The 23,190-nt window shown below is 70.1% G+C and carries 20 protein-coding genes; 4 read left to right on the top strand and 16 right to left on the bottom strand.

The genetic code is table 11. The features are described from left to right. Window positions 1–7: 7 nt before the first annotated feature. The 6 genes from AWB89_RS02270 to AWB89_RS02245 all read right to left on the bottom strand — a co-directional run bounded on the left by AWB89_RS02270 (window position 8) and on the right by AWB89_RS02245 (window position 10,022). Window positions 8–1,810, bottom strand: a complete 1,803-nt coding sequence (locus AWB89_RS02270; protein WP_085171359.1) for an acyl-CoA dehydrogenase family protein — start codon at window positions 1,808–1,810, stop codon at window positions 8–10. Between the two features lie 12 nt (window positions 1,811–1,822). Beyond that, on the bottom strand, window positions 1,823–2,254 hold the full coding sequence (locus tag AWB89_RS02265; RefSeq protein ID WP_085171358.1) for an FHA domain-containing protein: 432 nt from the start codon (window positions 2,252–2,254) through the stop codon (window positions 1,823–1,825). Then, window positions 2,254–2,721: a hypothetical protein gene (locus tag AWB89_RS02260; protein ID WP_085095206.1), complete on the bottom strand. Its 468-nt coding sequence runs from the start codon at window positions 2,719–2,721 to the stop codon at window positions 2,254–2,256. Before AWB89_RS02260 ends, AWB89_RS02265 begins: the two co-directional genes overlap by 1 nt. A gap of 107 nt (window positions 2,722–2,828) precedes the next feature. Then, entirely contained in the window at window positions 2,829–3,335 is a 507-nt protein-coding gene (locus tag AWB89_RS02255; RefSeq protein WP_085171357.1) for a hypothetical protein, read from the bottom strand. Between the two features lie 184 nt (window positions 3,336–3,519). Beyond that, on the bottom strand, window positions 3,520–6,753 hold the full coding sequence (locus AWB89_RS02250) for an arabinosyltransferase domain-containing protein (RefSeq protein ID WP_085171356.1): 3,234 nt from the start codon (window positions 6,751–6,753) through the stop codon (window positions 3,520–3,522). Further along, entirely contained in the window at window positions 6,750–10,022 is a 3,273-nt protein-coding gene (locus AWB89_RS02245; protein WP_085171355.1) for an arabinosyltransferase domain-containing protein, read from the bottom strand. The genes AWB89_RS02250 and AWB89_RS02245 overlap by 4 nt, the downstream gene beginning before the upstream one ends. A 140-nt stretch (window positions 10,023–10,162) precedes the next feature. Between AWB89_RS02245 and AWB89_RS02240 the strand changes: the two genes are divergently transcribed. Beyond that, window positions 10,163–11,302, top strand: a complete 1,140-nt coding sequence (locus AWB89_RS02240; protein ID WP_085095308.1) for a BTAD domain-containing putative transcriptional regulator — start codon at window positions 10,163–10,165, stop codon at window positions 11,300–11,302. 2 nt (window positions 11,303–11,304) lie between these two features. Here the strand turns inward: AWB89_RS02240 and AWB89_RS02235 are convergent, their stop codons facing one another. The 3 genes from AWB89_RS02235 to AWB89_RS02225 are packed head-to-tail and all read right to left on the bottom strand — an operon-like array spanning window position 11,305 to window position 12,730. After that, window positions 11,305–11,928 carry a maleylpyruvate isomerase family mycothiol-dependent enzyme gene (locus AWB89_RS02235; protein WP_085171354.1) on the bottom strand — a complete coding sequence of 208 codons (624 nt, stop codon included), beginning with the start codon at window positions 11,926–11,928 and terminating at the stop codon, window positions 11,305–11,307. Continuing rightward, a complete protein-coding gene (locus AWB89_RS02230; RefSeq protein WP_085171353.1) occupies window positions 11,925–12,407 on the bottom strand; it encodes an SRPBCC family protein in 483 nt (160 codons plus the stop codon). The genes AWB89_RS02235 and AWB89_RS02230 overlap by 4 nt, the downstream gene beginning before the upstream one ends. Continuing rightward, a complete protein-coding gene (locus AWB89_RS02225; protein WP_085171352.1) occupies window positions 12,404–12,730 on the bottom strand; it encodes an ArsR/SmtB family transcription factor in 327 nt (108 codons plus the stop codon). Before AWB89_RS02225 ends, AWB89_RS02230 begins: the two co-directional genes overlap by 4 nt. A 78-nt stretch (window positions 12,731–12,808) precedes the next feature. Here AWB89_RS02225 and AWB89_RS02220 point away from each other — a divergent pair, with 78 nt between their 5' ends. Genes AWB89_RS02220 through AWB89_RS02210 form a run of 3 tightly spaced genes read left to right on the top strand, consistent with a single transcriptional unit; the run spans window position 12,809 to window position 14,134 of the window. Beyond that, window positions 12,809–13,441: a PASTA domain-containing protein gene (locus AWB89_RS02220; protein ID WP_085171351.1), complete on the top strand. Its 633-nt coding sequence runs from the start codon at window positions 12,809–12,811 to the stop codon at window positions 13,439–13,441. A 46-nt stretch (window positions 13,442–13,487) separates the two neighbouring features. Continuing rightward, on the top strand, window positions 13,488–13,787 hold the full coding sequence (locus AWB89_RS02215) for a hypothetical protein (RefSeq protein WP_085171350.1): 300 nt from the start codon (window positions 13,488–13,490) through the stop codon (window positions 13,785–13,787). A gap of 20 nt (window positions 13,788–13,807) precedes the next feature. After that, a complete protein-coding gene (locus tag AWB89_RS02210) occupies window positions 13,808–14,134 on the top strand; it encodes a hypothetical protein (RefSeq protein WP_085171349.1) in 327 nt (108 codons plus the stop codon). Between the two features lie 9 nt (window positions 14,135–14,143). Here AWB89_RS02210 and AWB89_RS02205 read toward each other — a convergent pair whose 3' ends face one another. The 7 genes from AWB89_RS02205 to AWB89_RS02175 form a co-directional block, all read right to left on the bottom strand. Next, window positions 14,144–17,380 (bottom strand): arabinosyltransferase domain-containing protein, encoded by a 3,237-nt coding sequence (locus tag AWB89_RS02205; RefSeq protein WP_142282416.1) that lies wholly within the window; start codon window positions 17,378–17,380, stop codon window positions 14,144–14,146. Window positions 17,381–17,383: 3 nt separating this feature from the next. Then, on the bottom strand, window positions 17,384–19,216 hold the full coding sequence (locus AWB89_RS02200; protein WP_142282422.1) for a galactan 5-O-arabinofuranosyltransferase: 1,833 nt from the start codon (window positions 19,214–19,216) through the stop codon (window positions 17,384–17,386). Between the two features lie 32 nt (window positions 19,217–19,248). Further along, window positions 19,249–20,031 carry a decaprenylphospho-beta-D-erythro-pentofuranosid-2-ulose 2-reductase gene (locus tag AWB89_RS02195; RefSeq protein WP_085095184.1) on the bottom strand — a complete coding sequence of 261 codons (783 nt, stop codon included), beginning with the start codon at window positions 20,029–20,031 and terminating at the stop codon, window positions 19,249–19,251. Continuing rightward, window positions 20,032–21,396: a decaprenylphosphoryl-beta-D-ribose oxidase gene (locus AWB89_RS02190; protein WP_085171346.1), complete on the bottom strand. Its 1,365-nt coding sequence runs from the start codon at window positions 21,394–21,396 to the stop codon at window positions 20,032–20,034. Between the two features lie 88 nt (window positions 21,397–21,484). Continuing rightward, window positions 21,485–21,850, bottom strand: coding sequence for a GtrA family protein (locus tag AWB89_RS02185; RefSeq protein ID WP_139830569.1), 366 nt, complete (start codon window positions 21,848–21,850; stop codon window positions 21,485–21,487). A gap of 105 nt (window positions 21,851–21,955) precedes the next feature. Continuing rightward, on the bottom strand, window positions 21,956–22,435 hold the full coding sequence (locus tag AWB89_RS02180) for a GreA/GreB family elongation factor (protein WP_085095178.1): 480 nt from the start codon (window positions 22,433–22,435) through the stop codon (window positions 21,956–21,958). Between the two features lie 132 nt (window positions 22,436–22,567). Beyond that, complete coding sequence (locus tag AWB89_RS02175; RefSeq protein WP_085095176.1) at window positions 22,568–23,107, bottom strand: 6-carboxytetrahydropterin synthase; 540 nt, start codon at window positions 23,105–23,107, stop codon at window positions 22,568–22,570. Between the last annotated feature and the right edge of the window lie 83 nt (window positions 23,108–23,190).

Genomic DNA, 23,190 nt, shown 5'->3' with positions numbered 1-23,190 from the left:
GCACTTTTCATCCCGAAATCGTGCGATTCTGCGTCTGCGCGCCGGTGAACGCGCCGTCGACCAGCTCGTCGAACCGCTCCAGCGCCTCGTCGGAGTCGGCGTCGATGCCGCGCAACGGGCCCCGGTCGGCGAGGTAGCGCAGCGCGTAGAGCCGCGCGACGAGCGCCTTGCGTTCCCCGCCGCCGGTCTCCCGCTCCCACGCGGCCTGCTCGGTGAGCAGCGCACCCGCGTAGACGTCGCCCATGAACTGCGCCAGCGGGAACAGCCGCGCCTCGGCCACCCCGCCGCCGAGCTTGCCCCACGCGGTGATCGCCGCGTCGAGGTCCTCGATGCGGCTCGCGACCAGGCGAGTGGTCTCGTCGTCATCGGAGACCGAGACGGCGTCGCGCAGCCGCGCCAGCAGCGCCTCGTGCGCGGCGGCCCGCTCGATGCCGCGCCGCACGTCGAGGCACAGGATGTTGTCGGGGCCCTCCCAGATGGTGTTGACCTGCGCGTCGCGGAGCAGCCGGGCCACCGGCCACGTCTCGATATAGCCGTTGCCGCCGTGGATTTCGATGGCGTCCGACGCCGCGGTGATCCCGAGCCGGCACACCTTCAGCTTGGTCACGGGCACGGCGATGCGCTGGCGCACGCCGCGCGGCTGGCGGTGGTTGGTGGCGCCGGTGCCGTCGAAGACCAGCGCGAGCGCCGCCTCGACGTCGACGATCATCTCCGCGAGCTTGCGCCGCATCAGCGGCTTGTCGATGAGCGCCCCGCCGAACGCGTGGCGCTGCCGGGCGTAGCACAGCGACTCGACCAGGGCGCGGCGGGCGTTGCCGAGCCCGAACTGGGCGATGCCGAGCCGCGCGGCGTTGGTCAGCTCCATCATCCGGCCGAGCCCCTTGCCGTCGGCCGGGCCCGCATCCGCGCCGGGTTCGCCGGACAGCAGGAACGCCTCGGCGTCGACGAACTCGACCTCGCCGGAGGCCACCGAGCGGGTGCCGAGCTTGTCCTTGAGCCGGCGCACCCGCACGCCGTTGCGCGAACCGTCGCGGCGGTCGCGCAGCACGAGGAAGTTGGCGACGCCGCGGGACGAGTCCGGCGCCCCCTCGGGCTTGGCCAGCACCACGAACGCCTCTCCCGCGCAGTTGGAGGCGAACCACTTGAACCCGTTCAGCAGCCACGCGTCCCCGGCCCGCGTCGCCGTCGTCTCGAGCGCACCCAAATCCGAGCCACCGGTGCGTTCGGTCAGCAGCTGGGCCGTCTCGCCCGCCCATTCGCCGGAGGCGAACTTCGCCAGCACGTGCTCGGCCACGTCGGGCGGCGCGTAGGCGGACACCAGCGACTGCACCATGCCGCCGCCGGTGCCCAGCGCGCAGCCCATCCCGATGTCGGCCTGGTTGAGCAGGTAGTTCGACGCGAACAGCGCCAGGCCCGAGCTCACCTGGGCGCCCCGCGCCGCGTCGCGCAGGGCCTGCTGCGCGTCGAGCACCGCGCGCTTGGACTGCGTGAACGACTCCGGCATGACGACGCGGCTGACGTCGTGTCCCCACCGGTCGTAGCGCTCCAGCCGGGGCGGGTTGCGGTCGGTCTCCTCGGCCCACCGCGCCACCGGGCCGCCCATCAGGTCACCGATGCGGGCCAGATGCGGCTCCAGCACGGCCAATTCGTCGGGCTGCAGGTAGTAGGCCATGGTGAACTGCAAGCTGGGATCGGTCAGGTACCAGTTGAGCCCCACCGCTCCGCGGTAGTTGTCGGTTTCGTAGCGCTGCGATTTCTCCGGCGTCGAAAAGGGCAGCCGGTCGGCGGGCTCCAGGTCATACGCGCTCATGCCGCGACGGTATTACAGCCCCCGCACGCAGGCCGGTCCCGCCACGAAAATCAGCCGGAAATTACCGATCCGGACCTCGTCGCCGTTGGCCAGCACCGCCGAGTCGACGGGTGCCCGGTTGAGGTAGGTCTTGTTCAGGCTGCCGAGGTCGACGACGTGGAATTTGCCGTTCTCCCTTCGGAACTCGGCGTGCCGGCGGCTGACGGTGATGTCATCCAGGAAGATGTCGCTGGCCGGATGCCGACCCGCGGACATGACGGGGCGGTCCAACTGGAACTGCGAGCCGGCGTTGGGTCCCCGCTTCACGATGAGCATGCCTTGCCCGCTGCCCAGCGTCTCCATCTCCTCCAGCGCCGCCTCGGCGACCGCCGCCGACGCGTCGAACTCGTCGGCGTGCAACGCCGAGGTCATCTTGCCGGTGGCGTCCTCGCGCACGGGCTCCATTACGCGGCTCGGCGAAGATCCGGGGTGGCTTCTGGCGCTTGGGATTCCGGGCGGTGCGGAGCCGGCACCCAGCCGACGTAGGTCAGGTACAGCCCGACCAGCGCGAAGGCCACGCAGGCCGCGATCCACCACGCTTGCGCACCGACCATGCCGTTGGCCGCCGAGACGAAGGTCTGGGGAAACGCGAACAGCAGTAGCCCGCGCAGCACGATCAGCCAGCCCAGCAGCGACACGATGATGGCCGCGGTGCCGCGCCAATACGGGTGTGCGGCGACGACGAAGAGGCCGAACAGCAGGATGAAGGCGCCGCTCACCCACGTCCACAGCGAGTTCGCCTCGAACTGCGACAGCAGCGTCTGCATGTCGGAGGCGCGGGCCACCGCCGTGGCGTCGGCGATGACCAGAAACGGTCCGAGCGCTCGGGCGAACACCCGCGTCCGCTCCCGAGCCTGTGGTGAAGCGTCCATTGCCGTGCCTCCGTTCCGACCTCCTGTATCGGAACATCGCGCGCCGGCGCCGAGCTAGGGACCGAAGTCCCGTCCGCTCGGGGCGTTCGTCCCCGGTGGCTCGTCGGTTATGCCGGCACCAGGAATTCGGACGTGTAGAACTCGGCTGGATTTTGCGAGTTCGGGTTTGCGCGCTCGACAATCACCCAGACGCCCGTGGTGCCTTGTCGAAGGCTGTCTTGAACGGTCACCGTGGCGTTGCCGGCCCCGTCGGTGTCCATTCCGGTAAACGCGGTGCCGGGGTCGCCGGGACCGCAGGTGGCCGACGAGGGGCGCGGTTCCTGGATAAGGCCGACGTCGTAATGGGTGCCCGGCGCGTTGGGGATCGTCATGTGCACCTGCGCGACGGCCCGCGATCCCGAGGTGCTGATGAGCGCGGAACCGGACCCCAGCGCCGCCCGCGGGATCCAGGCCGCCTCGTTCACCCTGCTGAAATCGCAGCGGCGCAGGTCAGTGTCGAGAACCACCGTGGTGCCGCCCTGTCCGGCGGCGTCGGCGATGGCGAAAGTAGCCGCCGGCGAGATGGCCACGGCGAGCGCCGCGACGGAGGTACCTAAGCGTGTCAGCGTGTGCATCGGGCCACCTTTTAACGCAAGTGTTAGTTACCCCACAGGGGAAATAGGTATTGACCCGCAGTTCGACGAATTAAACATTCCGCGCGTAATTACTCGAACGTCAATTTCCGGCAATTATTCGACGGATGACAAATTGATGGCACGGGATATTCAAACCCGTTGCAATAGCGCTATTTCGCGTTAGCTACGGCTTGATTCGGATCTCGCCCGGCGACCACAAGCCGCTGCGGGTCGCGGTGCCCAGATCGAGCTGCGCGGGCCGGGCGTCGGCGATGGTGTCGAACTTACGCAACGAGCCCCAGTCGCGGCCCCAGTCGCGGGACAGATAGGTAGACATCACGTGCGCACGCAGCAAAAGGTCGGTGATGCCCAGCAAGCCGCCGTTGACGCCGTCCTCCCAGGTGTCGGTGTCCTGCTTCTTGGCGTTGTAGTCCGGCGTGATGCGGAACTTCGGGATCTCGGTGACCCCGTTGACGTGCAGCATCGGCTGCTGGCACGGGAAGGCCAGGCCGACGGCCCAGTCCAGGAGCACCGGCTGCGACGAGCCGACGTACTCCTGCAGCGAGCGCAGCTCCGGCACCCGCGGCGGGGTCACCGCGATCCAGTCCTCCGGCGTCAGAGACAGGTCCTCGGCCACCAGCCGCACCGCGACCGCGTCCGGGGGGATCTGGGACCGGGCGAAGCGCAGGTTGCGCCACACCTTCGGCTGCTCCCCGTACAGGTCGTAGGGCACCAGCCGCCCGGCCGGCAGCACGTCACCGCCGGGACCGCGCCTGCCGTATTCGAGGACGACCGTCTGCCCCGAGGTGTGGCCGTGCAGCACGCTGTTGCCCGTGATGGTGCCGGCGGCGGTCACCACCACCAGCGGATGCCCGTCGTCGGGCTTGGGCAGCTGATACCACGCCGACGTCAGCTTGCTCTGCTGTTGCGGGCCGGTGGTGTAGCTGCCGGCCACCGGGACACGATCGGGATCCAGTCCGTAGGGCAGCGGCGCCAGCGACCCGTTGACGCCGGGCGCCGTCAGCTTGGTCGGCCCATACCAGTCGTAGTCGGTGCCCGGTTGCGGCACCGCCGTCTCGCGGACCGCCTCGGCCAGGGTGCGCTCCGGTATCCCGTTGGGCGAGAAGCCCATCGGGTTCACCCCGCCCAGTGGGCCCAGCGGTCCGAAATTGTCGGGTAGCGGCGCCATGAAGCCGGCGTTGCTGTCGGGCTCGACGAGAACGTCGTCGGCCAGCGCGCAGCCACCGGCGAATTCCCGCACGTTCGACCAGCCGTTGGAGTAGGTGGGGTACTGCCGCACGATCCCGGCGACCATCGAGGCGACGAACACCAGCGCCATGAACCCGGCCGCGAGCGGCACCGGCGCCCCCGTCACCGCGCGAGCCAGCCGGCCCTCGCCGCGATCCCGCGGCGCGAAGTGCAGCCAGGTCGCCCAGAGCGCGGCGATCACGAAGAGAGCGAAAAAGACTGTGCTGACGGTGATTCCGGCGAGCTTCGGCATGGCGCTGTTGAACGGCACACCGTAGCTGGACACGTACCACCAGCCGTTGAAGGTGGCGAAACACAGCGCCAGCACGAACAACACCGCCGCCGCGAACGCCATGCGGTTGCGCGACCAGCGCAGCACCTCGTGCGACACCAGCACCGTGGTCAGCGCGCACATGGCCGCGCCCACCGCGGCGAACAGCCCGAAGTGGTGCACCCACTTGGTCGGCGTGAACATCAGGAAGAACATGGTCGCGAAGATGACGCCCATCAGCCGCCACGCCGGCCCGCGGGCCACGCCGGGAATCCGCTTGCGCCGCAACATGATGAACACGGCGGTGAACAGGCACAGCGCGGTGATCAGGAAGCCGAATCGCCGCGACACCGCGCCGTCGACGGTGGGCAGGAACAGGTAGTAGTAGCGCAGGTTCTCGGTGTACCACGCCTGGCTGGGACCGATCGCGGTGCGAATCCTGGTGGCTTCCAGCACCGTTGACAGGGTCTGGTCCGCGAAGACGACGGTGAGGACCACGAAACCGGCCGCCAGCATCGGGGCGACCAGCGGCCAGGTGCCGACCAGGCGGTGCCGATGGACCAGGATTCGCACGATCGGGCGGCCACCGGCGATCAGTGCGGCCACCGCGATGAGGCCGGTGGGCTGCACGGCCAGCGTGAACGCGGCGGTGATGACCGCCAGCGCCGCCGGGGTCAGGCGGCTGTATCGCATCGACCGCTCGATCAGCACGTAGGTGACCAGCGAACCGAGCGCGATGATCGGCTCGGGGCGCAGGCCGTTGTTGAACGGCATCCACGCGGTCAGCAGGACCATGCCGGCGGCCCAGTTAGCGGCGGCGCTGGAGGTCACCGCCGGCCCCAACCGGGGCAGGACCTCCCGCGACAGCAGCAGCCAGCACACCAGCCCGGCGACCAGATCGGGCAGCCGCATCCACAGGCTGTGGTCGCTGACGTGGGTCATCAGCGCCAGCAGGTTGTAGTACCAGCCGAACGGGTCCTCCGGGCTGCCGAACCAGCGGAAGTAGTTGGACATGTAGCCGGCGCGGTCGGCGACGCGGGCCATGCCCAGGATGTAGCCGTCGTCGGAGGAATTCGCGCCGATCAGGTGCCACAGCAAGAAGCCGAATATCACCGCGGCGTCGACCAGGGTGAACTTGCGCCAGTTCTGCGGGATCCAGCGGCGCAAGCGCCGGCCGTCCAGCTGATCGAGCCGCCACAAGGCGACCAGCGCCACGATGGTCGACAGGATCGCCAGCACCATCGCCGCCAGCTTGAGCGTCGTCGGCGTGGTGGAGAACCGGGTGTCGATGGTCGCCGAGAACCGCAGCCCCGCCGGCGCCGGGCCGGTCAGGTCGGTGAACACGCCCACGATCTGCGGCCGCAGGTTGGGGTCGGCGAAACCGCCGCCCACCGGCTTGCCCGCCGGGTCGGTCAGCCCGACGAAGTGGGCGAAGGTGCCGGCGCGGGTGGAGGTGATGTCGATGCGCTGGCAATTCGGGGAGGCCGCCTGGTCGCGGGGCACGCTGGCGATCACCACGTTGCGGTCGGTGACGTCGACGCGCTGGCTGCTGGCGACGACGAACAACGCGTTGAGGGCGGCGTCCTTGCCTTTCTTGGGCGCGGTGCTGAGCACCACCCCGCCGTCGGGTGGCAGCCCGGCCACCACGGAGCACGGCACGCTCGCCGTCACGTCGACCGGCGTCAGAGAGATCAACGGCGCGGTGACGCTGTTCAGTTGGCCGTTCTGCGGCCAGTTCAGCATCGCGGTGGTCTGCACGACCGGCAGCAGCGGCGTCGCGACCGACAAGACGAAACCGAGCAACCCCGCGATCGTCGCGACCCAGCGCGTCACGCGCACGCTGTCGCGGGCCTCGCCCCGCGCGGCGGCCGCCTGCTGTTCGTGGTTGATGACGCTCACGGCAGCGCCCTGATCGGTCCCTGCCGGCTCCAGCCGCGCACGGTGACCGCACCCTGTTCGACGACGGCGGGCGGCGCCTGGTCGGCCGGCACCAGCGGGAAGTACTGCTCGACCGATCCCCAGTCGCGGTACCAGTCGCCCCGCAGGTACGTCGAGATCGTCGAGGTCCGCAGCATCGCCTGGGTGAACAGGAACGGGCCGCCGGCCTCGCCGGCCTCCCACCCGTTCGACGACGCCGCCGTCTGTTTGTGGTCGGGCAGGATCCGGTACTGCGGAAGTTCGGCGACGCCGAGGTGTTCGGAGAACGGCCGCTGGCACGGGAAGTTGGCCGCGGTGGCGATGTCCATCAGCACCGGCGTGCGCGACCCGATCAGCTGCTGCAGGCTCTGCAGCACCGGGACGCGCGGCGGCGTGAACGCGAACCACTGCTCGGAACTCAGGTTCGGGTCGTAGGCGACGATGCGTGCCACGTTTGCCTCCGGCGGCGCCCAGGTCAGCGGGAACCGCAGGTTGCGCCACGCCGGTTCGGGCCCGATGTCGATCGGCTGCACCTCCGCGAGCGGCTGGGTGGAGCCGTCGGGGCGCGCGACGCCCCACTGCAGTTTGAGCTGTTGCCCGTAGGTGAAGGTGCCATCCTCTTTATACGACCAGATGGCGCCGGCGGCCGAAACCACCACCAGCGGCCGGTCCGGCGTGCGGGGCGGCAGCTGGTACCAGGCCGACGTCGCGGTGGCGGCCAGCGAATTCTCGCCGTAGCTGCCCATCACCGGCGTGCGGGCCGGGTCGAGGCCGAACGGCAGCGCGGCGTGCGACCCGTTCACCCCAACCGGGCCGCGCCCGCCGGCGGTGCCCGCGGAGTCGCTCATGGTGGCGTTGGGCTTGTTGGGCGACGCGTCGGAGTTCACCACGCCCGGCTTGGTGACCACCGGGTAGGACCTCAGGTCGTCGCCGACGCCGTCGGGTTTGAACCCGACCGGGTTGACGCCGCCCAGCGGGCCCGCGGGCCCGTACTGCTGTCCCGGAACCGGTTGCAGCAGGCCGGCGTTGGGGTCCGGCTCGGCTAGCACGTCGTCGCCCATCGCGCAGCTGGCCGGTGAGAGGCCGCTGGTGATCGCGGCCAGGTTGGCCTTGGCGGTGGTGTAGAGCGGGTAGCGGAAGACGGCGCCCTTGGCCAGCGAGCCGACCTCGCCGAGCACCATGATCGTCGCCACGACCAGCAGCGGGGTGGAGGCCAGCACGCGGTTGCGCCGGTTGTCCTTGACCTCGGTGTGCCCGGCGTAGTCCATCCGGAAGTGCTGCCAGCCGGCGAGCAGGCCGGTGATGATCGACAGCGTCAGGAACATCGACGTCACCGGGTGGCTGGCGATGACGGGTTGGATGTCGTACCACGGCACCCCGTAGTTGCCGACGTAGAACCAGCCGTTGATGCCCGAGGTCGCCCACGCCAGCACGAACAGCAGCGCGGTGACGTACAGCGTCAGGTTGCGGCGGCTGTGCAGCCCGATCCGGGCGAACGCGAACGCGGTGACCGCGCCCAGGGCGCCGGCCAGCCCGGCGAACGCGCCGAACTGCACGGCCCACTTCGTCGGCGTGAACGTCAGCAGCAGCAGGCCGACCGCGGTGGTGCCGATCAGCCGCCACGCCGGGCCGCTGGCCAGCCCGGGTACCCCGCCGCGCCGCAGCAGCACGACCAGCATGCCGAACAGGCACAGCAGCAGCACCAGCACCGCGAACCGCCGCGCCATCGAGCCGTCCGGGTTCGATTCCACCGTGAGGAAGTAGTAGCGCAGGAAGTCCTGGTACCAGGCGATGGTCGGGCCGACCTTGTATTTGATGCGCGCCGACTCCGCGACCGTGGCCAGCGTCTCGCTGCGGAACACCACCACCAGGATCAGCGCGAACGACGCGGCCAGCACCGCCAGCGGCGCGAGTAGCCCGTCGGTCGCCCGGCGGCGACGGATCCCCTGGGCGACGGCGCGGGCCCCGGTCAGCAGCGCGGCGACGGCGATCAACCCCTGCGGGGCCAGGGCCGCCGAGAGCATCGCGACGAAGATCGCGACCGCGGCGGGGGCGATCGCGCGCAGGGCGATCGCGCGTTCCACCAGCATCCAGGTCACCACGACCCCCAGCGCTATCAGCGGCTCGGGTCGCAGGCCGTTGTTGAAGGGCAGCCAGGCGGCGACGAACACCGCGCCCGCGGTGAGCACCGCGACCCGGTTGCCGCCCAGGCCGCCGCGACCGGGGCCCAGCCTGCGCAGCATGCAGTGGCCGATGATGAGCCAGCACGCGATGCCGGCCAGCAGGGCCGGGATCCGCATCCATACGCCCGCCGTGCTCACCGACGCGAACTTGGCGAGCACCGCGAGGTACCAGTCGAACGGCGCGTCGGTGGTGCCGAAGAAGCGGTAGTAGTTCGCGACGTAGCCGGCCTTGGGCGCGACCCGGGCGATGGTCAGGTTGTAGCCGTCGTCCGACGACGTCGCGCCGATCACGTGCCAGATCAGCAGCGTCCCGATCACCCCGACGTCGGCGATCCACGTCGCGGCGCCGGCGCGCGGCCACGAGGGCTTGCGGACTCGCGCGCCGCGGCTGCGCCGATCCAGCACCGCCATGGCGGCGATGGCCACCAGGACCGCCAGCGTGCCCACGGCCATCACCACCGCCTTCAGCGCGGTGGGCGCCGTGATGAACCGGGTGTCGACGTCCACGCGGGCCGAAAGTCCGGGCTGCGCGGGCACTTTCAGGTCGGTGAAGATCCCGCCAACCTGCGGCTTCTTCTCCGACGGCAGGACGCCGGAGGCGCCGGGGATGCCGACGAAGTCCGCGCCCGCCGCGCCGGCGTCGGCCCACAGGTGCAGGACGCTGCAGGCGCCGGCCGCCACCGCCGAGCGCTGCGCGACCGCGGCCACGGTGTCGCGGAACGCGACGACGACCACATCCTTGTCGGCCCGCACGAACAGGCCGTTCTTGCCGGTGTCCACGCCGCCGGCGGGCAGCGTGGACACCACCAGCCCGCCGGCCGGGGGCAACGTGGCCATCGCCGGGCACGGGATGGAGATGTCCAGGGCGCGGGGGGCGCCGGACACCAGCGGGGCGGTGAGCTGGGCGACGTGCCCGTCCGTGGTGCCCTGGGGCCACAGCACGGTCGCGGTGGTCTGCCGCACCGGAAGCAGGGGAACGACGAGGCACAACAGCAGACCGACGAGTCCCGCGACGACGGCGATCAACCGTGGGATGCGCGGCGATCGCTCATTACGGTCGTGGGGCACGAGGCTCGATGGTAAGGGACGGGGCTGAGTGACTTGAGGACGCAGGGCCGCCTCGGCGGCGCGGTGATTTGCCGCGACCCGCGCACGAAATAAACTCAGACCCCGGAGCGGCCCCGATGACCCAGGAGGCTGGCGGCGCGATGACGAATGCAGGTCTCGGGTTCGGTGTCTTGGGACCGTTGCTGATGACCAGCCACGGGGTGCGGGTCCCGGTGGGCGCGCCGAAGCAGCGCGCGGTGCTGGCGATGCTGTTGATCAACCGCAACCGGCCGGTGTCCGTCGACTCGCTGATCAACGCGGTGTGGGACGAAGACCCGGTGCCCGCCGCGCGCACCAGCATCCAGGCGCACGTGTCGAACCTGCGCCGGCTGCTGCGCAGCGCCGGCGTCGACCCCTACCAGGTGCTGGCGAGCGCGCCGCCCGGGTATCAGCTCAGCGTCGCCGACGCCGACTGCGACCTGGGGCGCTTCAGCGCCGCGAAGGCCGCCGGCAACCAGGCCGCCGCGGCGGGACGCTTCGACGAGGCCAGCCGGCACTTCTCGCTGGCGCTGGGCGAGTGGCGCGGGCCGGTGCTCGACGACCTGCGCGACTTCGCGTTCGTCGACGCCTTTGCGACCGCGTTGATGGAAGAGAAGGTCGCCACCCACACCGCGCGCGCCGAGGCCGAGATCGCGTGCGGGCGGGCCGGCGAGGTGATCGCCGAGCTCGAGGCGCTCACCGCCGAGCATCCGTACCGCGAACCGCTGTGGGCGCAGCTGATCACCGCCTATTACGTCACCGAGCGTCAGTCCGACGCGCTCGGCGCCTACCGGCGGCTCAAGACGGCCCTGGCCGAGGGGCTCGGCATCGACCCGGGCCGCACCGTCAGTGCCCTGCACGAGCGGATCCTGCGCCAGGAGCCGTTGGGCCTGAAACGGGCCGAACTGACCACGCACAAGCGCGGCGTCTACCGGCAGGAGCCCTCCACCGCGGGGATCCAGCTGGCCGGGCCGGCGCTCGCCGGGCTGCGCGACCAGACCGGGCGGCTGCACACGCTCACGGGCGCGATCACCCGGATCGGACGCTTCACCGACAACGACGTCGTCCTGGACGACACGGACGTCAGCCGCCACCACGCCGTCATCACCGACACCGGAACCGGCTTCATGATGACCGATCTGCGGTCCACCAACGGGGTGGAGGTGCAGGGCCAGCGCATTCGTGGCAGCGCCGCGCTGGCCGACGGCGACCGCATCCGCATCGGCGGCCACGAGTTCACCTTCGAAATGCGCTCGGGCTGAGGCTATTTCGTAAGCCGCTTGGCAAGCGTGGGCAGGCCCGGACCGTCGAGGTCCGCCAGGGCCGCCGGCCGGCCCGTCATCGCCATCAGCAGCGCCTCGCCGGGGCCGGTGACCTCGGGCCCGCGGCCGTGTTCCCAGTCGATGTCGTTGGCGCGCAGGCGAAGTCCCCGGATCCGGCGCCCGGCGCCGAGCCTGGGGTTGCCGGGTACCAGGCCCAGCACCCGCTGTAGCCGGTCCTCGGGGACGGCTCGCGGCCGGCCGAGCGAGCGCCGGATGTCCTGGTGGTGGATGGTGCCGTCGACCAGCGCGATCATGCCGCCGAAGCCCGCGGTCAGTCCCTTCGGCGTGAGGTGGTCGCGCAGAAATGCCAGCAGCTGCTGGGGGGTGAGCGCGGCGAACTCGTCGACGCCCACCTCGTTGGCGCGCACCACCCAGCCCTTCGCGAACCGCCGCAGCAGCCCCGCGGCGCCCAGTTCCTCGTAGCTGATCACATGCGCCACAACGTCTTTGACGGTCCACTTCGAGCACAGGGTGAGTGCCGCCCAGTCCTGCGGGCTCAGGGTGGTCAGAAAGTCGGCGAGGTCGGCCCGCTCGGCGCGCGCCATCGTCATCAGCGTCTCGGTCATGGCTGGGTCCCGACGCTGAGCAGGCGCGCATACCGATCGAGATACAGCGGCCAGCCCGCGTCCCCGTCGACGCCGTCGGCGACCGACTCCCAGCCCGTGCCGTGCCGGTCCAGATGGCGGTGTTCGAGCTCGACGCGGGTGCGGCCTTCCGACTCGGCGGTGAAGCGGACCTCGACCTCGCTGGCTTTGGACGGATCGGCCTCCAGCTGCCAGGTCGGGCCGATGTCCCACGTGAACGTCACGCGGTGGGGCGGCTCATAGACCAAGACCCGCGCCCAACGGCACTCGCTGCCGTCGACGCCGCGGTCGTAGATGTGCCCGCCCACCCGCGGCTCGAACACGGTCTCGGTGATCGGAACGGCAAGCAGGTTGTGCTCGCGCGGCTTGAAGTCGCCGAAGCGCTCGGTGAAGACGGCGAACGCTCGCTCGATCGGTGCATTGACGACGACGTGGTGCGCGATGTTCGGTGTCCGCGTCATGTCGGTTCTCCCTCCCTCTCCTCGACGGTTTTCGCATAGGCGGCCAGTGCCTGGGCCCAGAACCGGTCGAGTTCGGCGCGCAGCGCCTCGAGGCCGGTCGGGTCGAGCTGATAGACGCGCCGCGTGCCGGCGGCACGGTCCCGGACCAGCCGGGCGGACTTGAGGACCTTGAGGTGCTGCGACACGGCGGGCCTGCTGACCGGCAGATCGCGGGCCAGCTCCCCGACGGCCGCCGGGCCCTGCGCCAGGCGCTCCACGATCGAGCGCCGGGTCCCGTCGGCCAGCGCCAGCCAGGCGTCGCCGACCGCTTGGTAAGTGGTCACGAACCGTAAGTCTAGGCTTACTGAAGCACCGCAGCAAGGCCGCTTGGCGGCCCGGACGCGTCAGGCTACCCTGACAAGGTGAGTCTTCCCGACGCGTGGGAGCAGGCCCAACGCGCTTGGCTCCGGCTTGCCGCGCGCAGCGGGCGCCCCAGCGGCGACGGCCTGGACGCGCTGTCTGACATCGGCGTGGTGCGCCGCATGTTGGACCAGGCCGAGCTGGCCGCGGTGCGGACCGCCCGGCGGGCCGGAAAGTCCTGGGCCGAGATCGCCACGGAATTGGGTGTCACGCGCCAATCCGCGTGGGAACGCTGGCGAGACCTCGACGACTCCCCGCGCGGTGCCGAGACGGCGGTTGGCGACGCGGCCGCCGAGGCGGTGAAGATGCGCGTGCGCGAGGCGCCCTGGTCCGCGCGGGTAACCGTGCCCAATGTCGTCGGGCTCGAGTGGACGGCGGCTCGTGAGGCGCTCAACGACAAGGGTCTGATCGCCATGAACGCCCAACCGGACTTCCCCTCGGCGCCCGGGGACGGCGCCTGGATCGTCACCGATCAGAGTCCCGAGTCCGGCGCGCGGGTCAAATCGGGCTCCGCGGTCCGGCTGTGGCTCAACGGTGACGGAGGTGCGGGCGTCCGCGAACCACGCCGTCCGCGACCCACGCCCGTATCGGCGCGGGAGATGCGGCCCGAGCCTCGCGACCAGGCGGTGGGTTAGACCGCGCCGCAAGAATTTCGCAATCGGCGCGCGCCACACTCCGAGGATGAGCGCCCATCGCTACGCGCAGCGGCTTCTCGCCGGGGGCCTAGTGTCCGGCATCCTCGCGGTGGCCGGGCTCGGCCTGTCCGCGGGCACCGCCCAGGCCAGGCCCCGGGGACCGTATCAATGGTGCCCGGGCCAACAGCTGCCGGAGACCGACGTGGTCTGGGACATGAACGTCTGCCACACCTGGTACTGGGTCGACTACGGATTCCAGGCCAACCGCGGTCATTTCGTCTACGAGGGCGACACCCCGCCGCCAGACTTGGGCTGCATCCCCGGGCTGTGCCTGCCGGGCCTGTGACGACGACAGAAGGAAAAGCCATGAGCACTTTGAAGCGGATGATGGCCGCCGCCGTGCTGTCGACCGGCGTGGCGATGGCCGGCCTCGGCGCCGCCCCCGGGATCGCACACGCCGATGCCTGGGCGGAAGGGCCCCATCAATGGTGTCCGGGACAACCCCTGCCGCAGGCCGACATCCAGTGGGACATGGGCTTCTGCCACACCTGGTACCTGCTCGTGGGCGGCCCGAAGGGCAACGTCGGTGGCCGCTGGAACACCATCTGGGACGGCGCCAATCCGCCGGCGCCGGTCCGAAAGCCGCCGGGAAACTGTGGCCTGTTCTGGTGCCCTGAGCCGCCGGGAAGCTGACGGACGACGCTAGGTCCGGCGAAGCGGGCCCGGGTTCCACAGGCCGCTGCGCGTCGCGAGCCCCAGCTGCAGTTCGGCGGGCTGGGCGTTGGGGTAGTACGGCGTCAATCGTTGCAGCGAGCCCCAATCGCGGGACCAGTCGTCCTTCAGATACGTCGCAATCGTGGTCGCCTTCACCAACAGCTCGGTGACGCCCAGCGGGCCGCCGCCGTTGTTGTCCATCACCGGCGAGTTCGCCTCGGCGCCGAATCGGTCCGGCAGGATCCGCCACTTCGGCGTCTCGTCGACGCCGTTTTGATGGCCGAAGGGTCGCTGGCAGGGGAACGCGAGGCCGACGAGCCAGTCCAGGAACACCGGGTCCGACGAGCCCACCACGTCCTGCAGCGTGCGCAGCTGCGGGATCCGCGGGGGCGTCAGCGCGATCCAGTGCTGCGGCGCCAGGTCTTCGTCGTCGGCGACCAGCCGGATCTGGGTGGCCGCAGTGGGGATCGCGGACAGCGCCAGTCGCAGGTTGCGCCAGGCGGGCGACGCGCCGACGTCGGCCAGTTGGAACGACCCGCCGGGGTGTCCGCCGGCCGCCTGGTCGTCGGTGGCCCACTGCACCTGGACCTCGCGGGGGTCGAAGCGGCCGGCCGCGCTGACCACCAGCAGCGGCCCCGCCTTGTCGCGGGCGGGCAGCCGGTACCAGCCCGACCGCAGATGGGCGGGCAGCTGGATGCCCGACCGCCAGCTGCCGAGCACCGGCGTCCGCGCCGGGTCGAGGTTGTAGGGCAGCTGGGCCGCCGAGCCGTTGATTCCCGGCGCGGGGGTGGTGCCGCCCTCGGTGCCGGCCTCCGCGCCGGTGATCAGCTTGTCGTCGTTCACGAAACTGCGGTCGCCGGGCCGTTCCATCACCGGGTCGGCGCGGACGTCGGCGGGAATACCGTTGGGGGTGAACGCTTCCGACAGGCCCGCGCCCAGCGCGTCGGCCACCGAGGCGCTCACGGGTGCCAGCATGCCGGCGTTGGGGTCCTGCTCCACCAGTACGTCCTCGGCCAGGCCGCAGGACTTGCCCGCCAGCGCCTCGAGGTTGGAGCGGCCCACCGTCCACGCGGGGTACTGGTCGGTCATCGCCAGGGTCAGCGACGCCACCTCGAAAACCACCAGGATCCACGTCGCAATTGCCAACGGGGACTGGACAATTCCGGCGATACGCGCGCCCAGGCGGGTCTTGGGTGCGCCGTTGTCGGGATCGACGAAATGGAACCACGCCGCCAGCAGCAGCACCAGCAGGGTCAGCCCGAGCAGCGCGGTGGCGAACGCGTAATGCCAGGCCGGGAACGAATTCGACCAGGGCACACCGAAATTGGAGACGTACCACCAGCCGTTGACGCTGGCGAACGACAACGCCACCAGGAACAGCACCACGGCGGCGAACACGGTGCGGTTGCGCCGTGACCGCATCGCCAATGCCGTCACCGCGACCGCGGCGAGCGCGCCGAGCGGCCCCGCGAGGCCGGCGAACACCCCGAAGTGGTGGGTCCATTTGGTCGGCGTGAACATCATCGCGATGAACGAGATGATGGTGATGCCGGCGATGCGCCGGCTCGGCCCGGCGGCGGTGCCCGGAATCTTGCCCTTGCGCAACGACATTGCGACGGTGATCCCGAGCGCCAACACCAGCGCCAGCACCGCGAAGCGGCGGGCGACGGACCCGTCGGGGCTGGCCATGAACAGCCGCTCGTAGCGGAGGTGCTCGTCGAACCAGCTGAGGCTGGGCCCGACGGCGCGCTTGAGAGCGGTGGCCTGGATCTCGCCGGCCAGCGTCTGGTCGCGGAAGATCAGGATCGCGGTGACCGTGACCGCGGCCAGCAGCGGCGCCACCAATGGCAGCGCACCGAACAGTTTGGATCTGCGGTGCAGGATCGTCCGCAGCGGCCCGATCGCGACCAGCAGCGCGCCGATCGAGGCGATGCCCGTCGGCCCGGAGAACAGGGTCAGCGCGCCGATGATGCAGGCGATGGCCACCGGCAGCAGCCGGCTGGTGGCCACCGCGCGTTCCACCGAGCACCAGGTCAGCAAGATGCCCAGGGCGATGATCGGCTCGGGGCGCAACCCGTTGTCGAGCGGCAGCCAGACCGCGAGGAACATGCCCGCCGCGGTCCACGCCGCGGCCCGGTTCCGCTTGACGGCGTCGCCCAGCCGGGGCATCACTTCGCGGCTGATCACCCACCAGCACGTCAGCGCCATCGCCAGGGTGGGCAGCCGCATCCAGATGCTGGTGGTGCTGACGTGGGCCCACACGGCCAGTAGGTCGTAGTACCAGCCGAACGGGGCCTCGGGGGTGCCGAACCAGCGGTAGTAGTTGGCCATGTAGCCGGCGTGCTCGGAGACCCGGGCCATGGTCAGGATGTAGCCGTCGTCGGAGGTGTTGGCGCCGACGAAATGCCACCACACCAGCACGGCGATGACGAGGGCGTCCAGGCCGCCGACGGACCACCAGCGCGCCGGCAGGAAGCGGCGGTGCCGGGTCCCGTCGGCGGTGTCCAGCACGTGCAGGGCGACGAGGGCGAGGGCGGTCAGGACCACCCCGAGGATCATCGCCGCCATCTTCAGCGTGGTGGGGCTGCTGCTGTAGCGGGTGTCGACGGTCGCCGAGAAGCTCAGGCCCGGCGGGGCGGGCCCGCTCAGGTCGGTGAAGACGCCGACGATCTGCGGCCGGAAGTCGTAGCCGCTCTTCTCCCCGCGCAGCGGCGCGCCGGGATGCTCGGCGTTGGGGCCCTGCGTCAGGCCGACGAATTCGGCGGTGACCCGATCGGCGTGCGCGGTGAAGGTCAGCCGCTGGCAGGCCGGGCTGAGCACCTCGCTCAACGGTGCGGTGACCACCGCGACGTTGCGCACCACCAGCACCAGGTAGTCGTTGGCGCGCTGGATGAGCAGGCCGCGGTCGACGGCCTTGGGGGCCTGCTTGGGCACCGTGGACAACAGCACGGTCTTGCCCGCGTTCTGCGGTCCTGCCAGCCCGGCGGCGGCCTGGCAGGGCACGGAGACGTTCAAATCGGTGGCGACGTAGCCGATCAGCGGGGCGTCGACGCTGTTGAAGGTGCCGTTCTGCGGCCAGTTGAGCTGGGCGGTGGTCTGGTTGACGGGCAGCAGCGGCGTGAGGATCGCCAGCAGGGCGCCGAGCAGGCCGGCGACGATAGCAACCACCCGAGCGATCCGGTGGTTACCTCCCGCGTCGTCCACGGGGGTAGATGGTAGTTCCAGCCGCTACGCCGTCGGCTTGCGGATGGCCAGCACGAACGGCCCGGCGCTGTCGACGACGAAGCGGGGATCGGCGAACAGGGCCGCCGGGAGATCGACGGTGTACCGCCGAACGTTGGGCTGGTTGGGGTACACGTCCTGCGCCAGCCGCAGTGTGTAGTTGCTGTTCGCCCCGCGGCGCATGAGGAAAACCGTCGGCGGGGGCCACGGGGAGGTGTCCAGCGCGTGGATGAACTCGTCGGCGGTCTTGAGCTTGGACCACTTCTCGATCTGGGCGGCGCGCAGGTCGAACTGCGCCAGCGGGTTGGCGTAGTGCGACGTCAGCCCCTGGAAGCCCCAGTACGGGTAGTAGGACAGGAAGCTGTAGTCGGCCGTCATCACGACGGTCTGGTCGCGCGGCTTGCCGGTCACCTTTTGGATGGCGGCGTCGATGACGGAGTAGAACTTTTCGGAACTTGGCGGCCGCCGGTCGCCGCGCTGGCCGTGGCCGTCGGTGTCCGTGTAGGCGATGGTCAGGTCCGGGCGGAGCACGTCGGGGATGTCCTGGCTGAACGCGATCGCCCCGGCCAGCCCGATCGCGGCGGCAACCGGCACGATCGCGCGGCCGCGCGGGGCCAGCGCCGCGACGGCCTCCATGAAGCCGAACACCCCGGCGGCCACCAGCAGCACGCTCAGCGTCGGCTGCAGCCGGAAGGACAGCAGCGTGGTCCGCGCCAGCGTGGTCAGCATCGACAACAGCGACCACAGGTACACGGCGAGCACGCCGATGGCCAGGGCCCCCGCCCGCACCGAGGTGGCCGCCCGGACCACCAGCCAGAGCGTGCCCAGCATGCAGAGCGCCCCCAGCAGCGAGAACTGCAGCATGGGGAAGGTCAGCTCGGCGCCGTCGGCCGGCAGGTAATGAAAGGCGCTGCCGCTGTTGCTGACCGGGCTGCGGGCCGCACGCAGCACGAACGGCAGCCAGGTGATGCACGCGAGGGCCGCCGCGATGACGGCGATGAGGGCCAATCGGCGCAGCGGGTCGAGCGCCGCCCGCAAGCCGTCGCGCCGCCAGCGCGCGCCGGCCAGCAGCAGCGCCATCAGCGTGACCGCGAACGCGCTGAAGGCCAGCAGCAGGGAGTACCAGGTGGCCGCCCAGCCGAGGAACAGCCCGGCGCCGACCACCGCGGCCCAACCGCCGCGCCCGCCGGCCCGCAGTCCCGACCACGTCAGCACCATCGCCGGCGGCAGCAGCACCGTGATCATCGCGGCGTACGGCTCCGGCGAGCTGTAGGCCAGCGTGACCGCCGCGGTCGCGGTGGTGACGATCAGCGCGTATTCGAAGCGGATCAGCCGCCACCACAGCACCAGGGCGACGGCGACCGCGATGGTGATCGAGGTGATCGCCCACGGCTTGTACATCTCCCAGGCCGGCGTGCCCGTCAGCGCCGCGACCCGACCGCCGATCCAGAACCAGCCGGGCGGGTAGAAGGTCGGCAGCCCGAGGTAGGTCATGTCGTGCAGGGCGGGGCTGTCCGCCAGGCGGGTCAGGTATTCGGTGCGGAACTGCTGGTCGACGGAGATGCCGAACAGATACAGCTTGGTGGCGCCCAGCGGCATGCCCAGGGTCACGACGGTGAACGCGGACAGGAACACCAGCCCGCCCAGCCGGGCCAGGACGCGACGCCCCGTGCGCCACAGCCAGCCAACCGCGACGAGCCCGGCCAGGCAGCCGACCTGCCCGACGGTGGTCAGCGCGTGCAGCTGGTTCGACGACGGAAAGGCCGGCCATTGCACGCCGGCGATCGCGATCAGCGATGGCACCGCCACGATCACGGCGACCGCCACCCCCGCGGCCATCTGGCCCAGGGTGGCCAGCGCGTTGCGCACGCTCAGATCGGCAGCTTGCGGAAGATCCTCCGCGGGATGTGTCGCAACACCATCATCACGTAACGGAATGCTGCTGGCGCCCAAACCAATTCCTTACCTTGTGCCGCCGCGGTCACCGCGAGGTTGGCGACGTACTCCTTGTCGACGGTGAGCGGCGCCTCCTTGGCGCCCGTCGCCTGCCAGTGCGCGATCGTCGTCGACGTGCGAACCTGGCCGGGCCTGATCACCAGGACCCGAACGCCGAACTCGCGCAGCGCTTCCCCGAGTCCGAGGTAGAAGCCGTCGAGGCCGGCCTTGGTGGAGCCGTACACGAAGTTGGACCGCCGCACCCGCTCCCCGGCCGCGCTGCTCATCGCGATGATCTGGCCGAACCCCTGGGCGCGCATCTTCTCGCCCAGCAGCACACCCACGGAAACCGCTGCGGTGTAGTTGATCTCGGCGGCGAGCACGGCCTTGCGCTGGTTCTGCCACAGCTCTTCGGCGTCCCCGAGTATGCCGAACGCCACGATCGCGACGTCGACATCGCCGCCGGCGAAGGCCTGGTCGATGACGGCCGGATGCGTGTCGGTCTTGGTGCCGTCGAAGTCGATCCATTCGACCGACTTGGCGCCGGCCGCGGTCATCGCGGCGACGGCGTCGGCCTTGCGCGGATGGTCGGGCAAGTCCGCCAGCACGATTCGCGCGTGCGCGTTTTGCAGGTAGCGCTCGCAGATGGCCAGCCCTATCTCGGAGGTGCCCCCGAGCAGCAGGATGGTCTGCGGGTTTCCCACGGCGTCCAGCACCATTTAGAGCAGCTCCAAGCGTCGGGCCATGTCGGAGGCGAACACCCCCGTCGGATCCACCTTGCGGCGCACGGCGATCCACTCGTCGATGCGCGGATACATGGCGTGGAAGGTTTCGGCGTTCGTGCGCGAATCCTTGGCGGTGTAGACCCGGCCGCCGAATTCCAGTACGCGGCGGTCGAGTTCGTTGAGGAACTCGTTGAGCCCCGGCTTGATGGGGAAGTCGACGCACACGTTCCAGCCCGGAATGGGAAAGCTCAGCGGGGCCTGATTGCCCGGGCCGAACAGCTTGAACACATTGAGAAACGAGTAGTGCCGGGACTTTTGGATGTCGCGGATGATGCCCTTGAACTCCTCGACCGCGGTGGTGGGCACGACGAATTGGTACTGGCCGAAACCGGCGGGGCCGTAGGCGCGGTTCCATTCCCCGAACATGTCCAGGGGGTGGTAGAACTGCGTGAGGTTCTGCACCTTGCCGCGATAGGTTCCGGATTTCCGGTACCACAGTTCGCCGATCGGCCCGAACGTGTACTTGTTGGCCAATCCGTTCGGGAAGACGTCCGGGAACGTAAGTAACTGCGGCGCATCGAATTTCAGCGGATTGCGCTGCAGCTTCTTGGGCAGTTGATCCAGCTTCGCCAGCGAGCCGCGCGAAATCGCCGCCCGGCCCAGTTTCGGTGGCGCGCTGATCGCGTCGAACCACGCGCTGGAATAGGTGTAGTCGGACTCGCTGCCGTCGCTGTGAAACGCGATGGTTTCCTCCAGGCCGGCGGTGACGTCGCCGTCGGCGATGAAGTACGCGGTCTCCGTCGGCGTCATCTCGACGGTGGCCCGCAGGATGATCCCGGTGAGGCCGTTGCCCCCGACCGTGGCCCAGAACAGCTCGGAGTCCGCACCGGTCGGGGTGAGGTGGCGGACCTGGCCGTCGGCGGTCAGCAGGTCCATGCTGCGGACGTGGTTGCCGAAGCTGCCGGCGCTGTGGTGGTTCTTGCCATGGATGTCGCAGGCGATCGCGCCGCCGATGGTGACCTGGCGGGTGCCGGGCAGCACCGGCACCCACAGGCCGAAGGGCAGCGCGGCCTTCATCAGCTGGTCGAGGTTGACCCCGGCATCGAGGTCGGCCAGCCCGGTGTCGGCGCTGATGGTGTGAATGGTGTCCAGCTCGGTCATGTCGATCACCAGACCGCCGCCGTTTTGCGCGTTGTCGCCGTAGGACCGGCCCAGCCCGCGGGCGATCACGCCGCGCCCGCCCGCGTCGGCCGCGTTGGCCACGGCTTTGGCGATCTCGTCGGCGTCCGGCGTGGAAAGCACGGTCGCCGCCGACGGCGCGGTACGCCCCCAGCCCGCGAGCCGCTTGGTGGTGAACATCGTCAAAGAGGGTACCGCCTGGTTCGGCGACGATGCGGGACGCTTGCGTCCCGCTGAGAAGGCGGACAATCCGATCTGGCCAGGTCGGTCAGCGGATGCGGAAGATAACGGCTCGCTGCACGATGAAGTTGATCACCGTCGCGGTGCCCTGCGCGATCACGAACGCGACGGGTATCGCCCAGCTTCGGTAGTGCAGAAGCGCGAGGCTGAGGTGGTTGAGGCCGACCTGCACCGAGAAGGTGATGGCGTAGAGGACCATGACCGCGACGAACCGCGCGGTGCTGGGCGCGGCCTGAAACGTCCACCGGCGGTTGATCAGGTAGGCGGTGATGGTGCCGACGATGAAACTCGTCGCCTTGGCCAGGTCCACCTGCACGCCCACCACCTTGTAGAGCACCAGGTAGAGGCTGAAGTCGACGATCCCGGCCAGACCGCCGGTGACGACGAAACGCATCACCTGTGTCGTCAGACCCAGGTGTGGACGCGCGGGAACGGCGCCAGGTTCTGGGGGGATCATTGCGGCGAGTCTATCGGGACCGCCGCCGCCGGCATGGGCGAGTTAGCGGGGCAGCTTCACCGAGATCAGCTCGACCTGGTTCTCGCCCTGCGGGGTCGTGTACGTCACCGTGTCGCCCGCCTTGTGCCCGGCGAGGGCCTGGCCCAGGGGGCTGCGGGCGGTCAACGTCTCTGCCTCGCGGCCGACGGGGGTCTCCTCGACGATGGAGATCACGTGCATCGTGACGACCTCACCGTCGGGGAATCGCAATGTCACCTCGGTCCCGCCGGGCAGCGTCTCCGAGTCCTCCGAGGGCGTCGGGCCGCTGCGCAGGCGCCGGTCCAGCTCGTTGATCCGGTCGGCGAGGACGACGAGCTCGTCCGCGCGCTGGATCGCCTCGGCCGCGTCGCCGTGGTCACCGACCATGCCACGGTCGTTTTTGACCTCGACCTCGAGGCGATCGCGCCGCTGCTTGAGCCGGTCCAGCTCCGCGGCGAGGTTTTCCCGCGCCGCGTCCACCGCCGACTTGGCTTTTTTGCTCACGTCAGTCGACCCGATCCTGTCTGCCGTCACCTGCTGACCTGTAGCGCTACAGTGTTGCACCACCGTCAGGCAGCCGCCACCTTACGCGCACGCAAACTTTGTTGTTTTACACATACCCAGTAGGACGCCGCGTTACGCCCACCCTCCAGCGGTCACCGGTCCCGCGATGAGGGTGACCACATTGTTGCGGCTTTCCCGCGCCTCGATGCGCGACACCCACACCCGGCCGCCGGTCGCCAGCGCGACGATGCGCTCGGCCGTCTCGAACGCCCAGGCCGCCGAGCCCTCCATGCCGGTGTTCTCCATGATCCGCAGGTCGACGACGCCACGCTCGGCCAGCAGTTCGAACAGGTCGCGCTGCGGGTCGTCCTCCGCGATCAGCGTGGTGTGGTCGAACTGGTAGCGCAGTGCGGAGCGGATTTCGCCGACGGCGCCGACGTCCACCACCAGGCCGGTACCGAGTTCGGTTTGGGCACAAGCGAACTCGATTTCGAACGTGCGCTCGCAGCCGTGCAGGAAGAAGCGCTTCCCCGGATTGGCCCACGAGCGATGGCAGCAGGGCAGCTCGCCGAAGTGCTTGCGCATGTGGTATCGCGCGGTGCGGCCGTTCGGTGCGTCGGCGCGGTGCATGGTGGCGACGTAGACGTCGTCCTCGAAAGCGATGTGACTCATGCCGGCAGCGTCGGGCCGGCGCCTTGACGGATCCTTGAAGGATTCTTGGCACCGCTTCAACTAACGCTGGAAAGAGCAGGATC

It is taken from the genome of Mycobacterium paraense, assembly GCF_002101815.1.
Taxonomy (GTDB): domain Bacteria; phylum Actinomycetota; class Actinomycetes; order Mycobacteriales; family Mycobacteriaceae; genus Mycobacterium; species Mycobacterium paraense.
The sequence above is the reverse complement of the archived record's forward strand: the minus strand, read 5'-3'. Positions and strand labels throughout refer to the sequence as shown.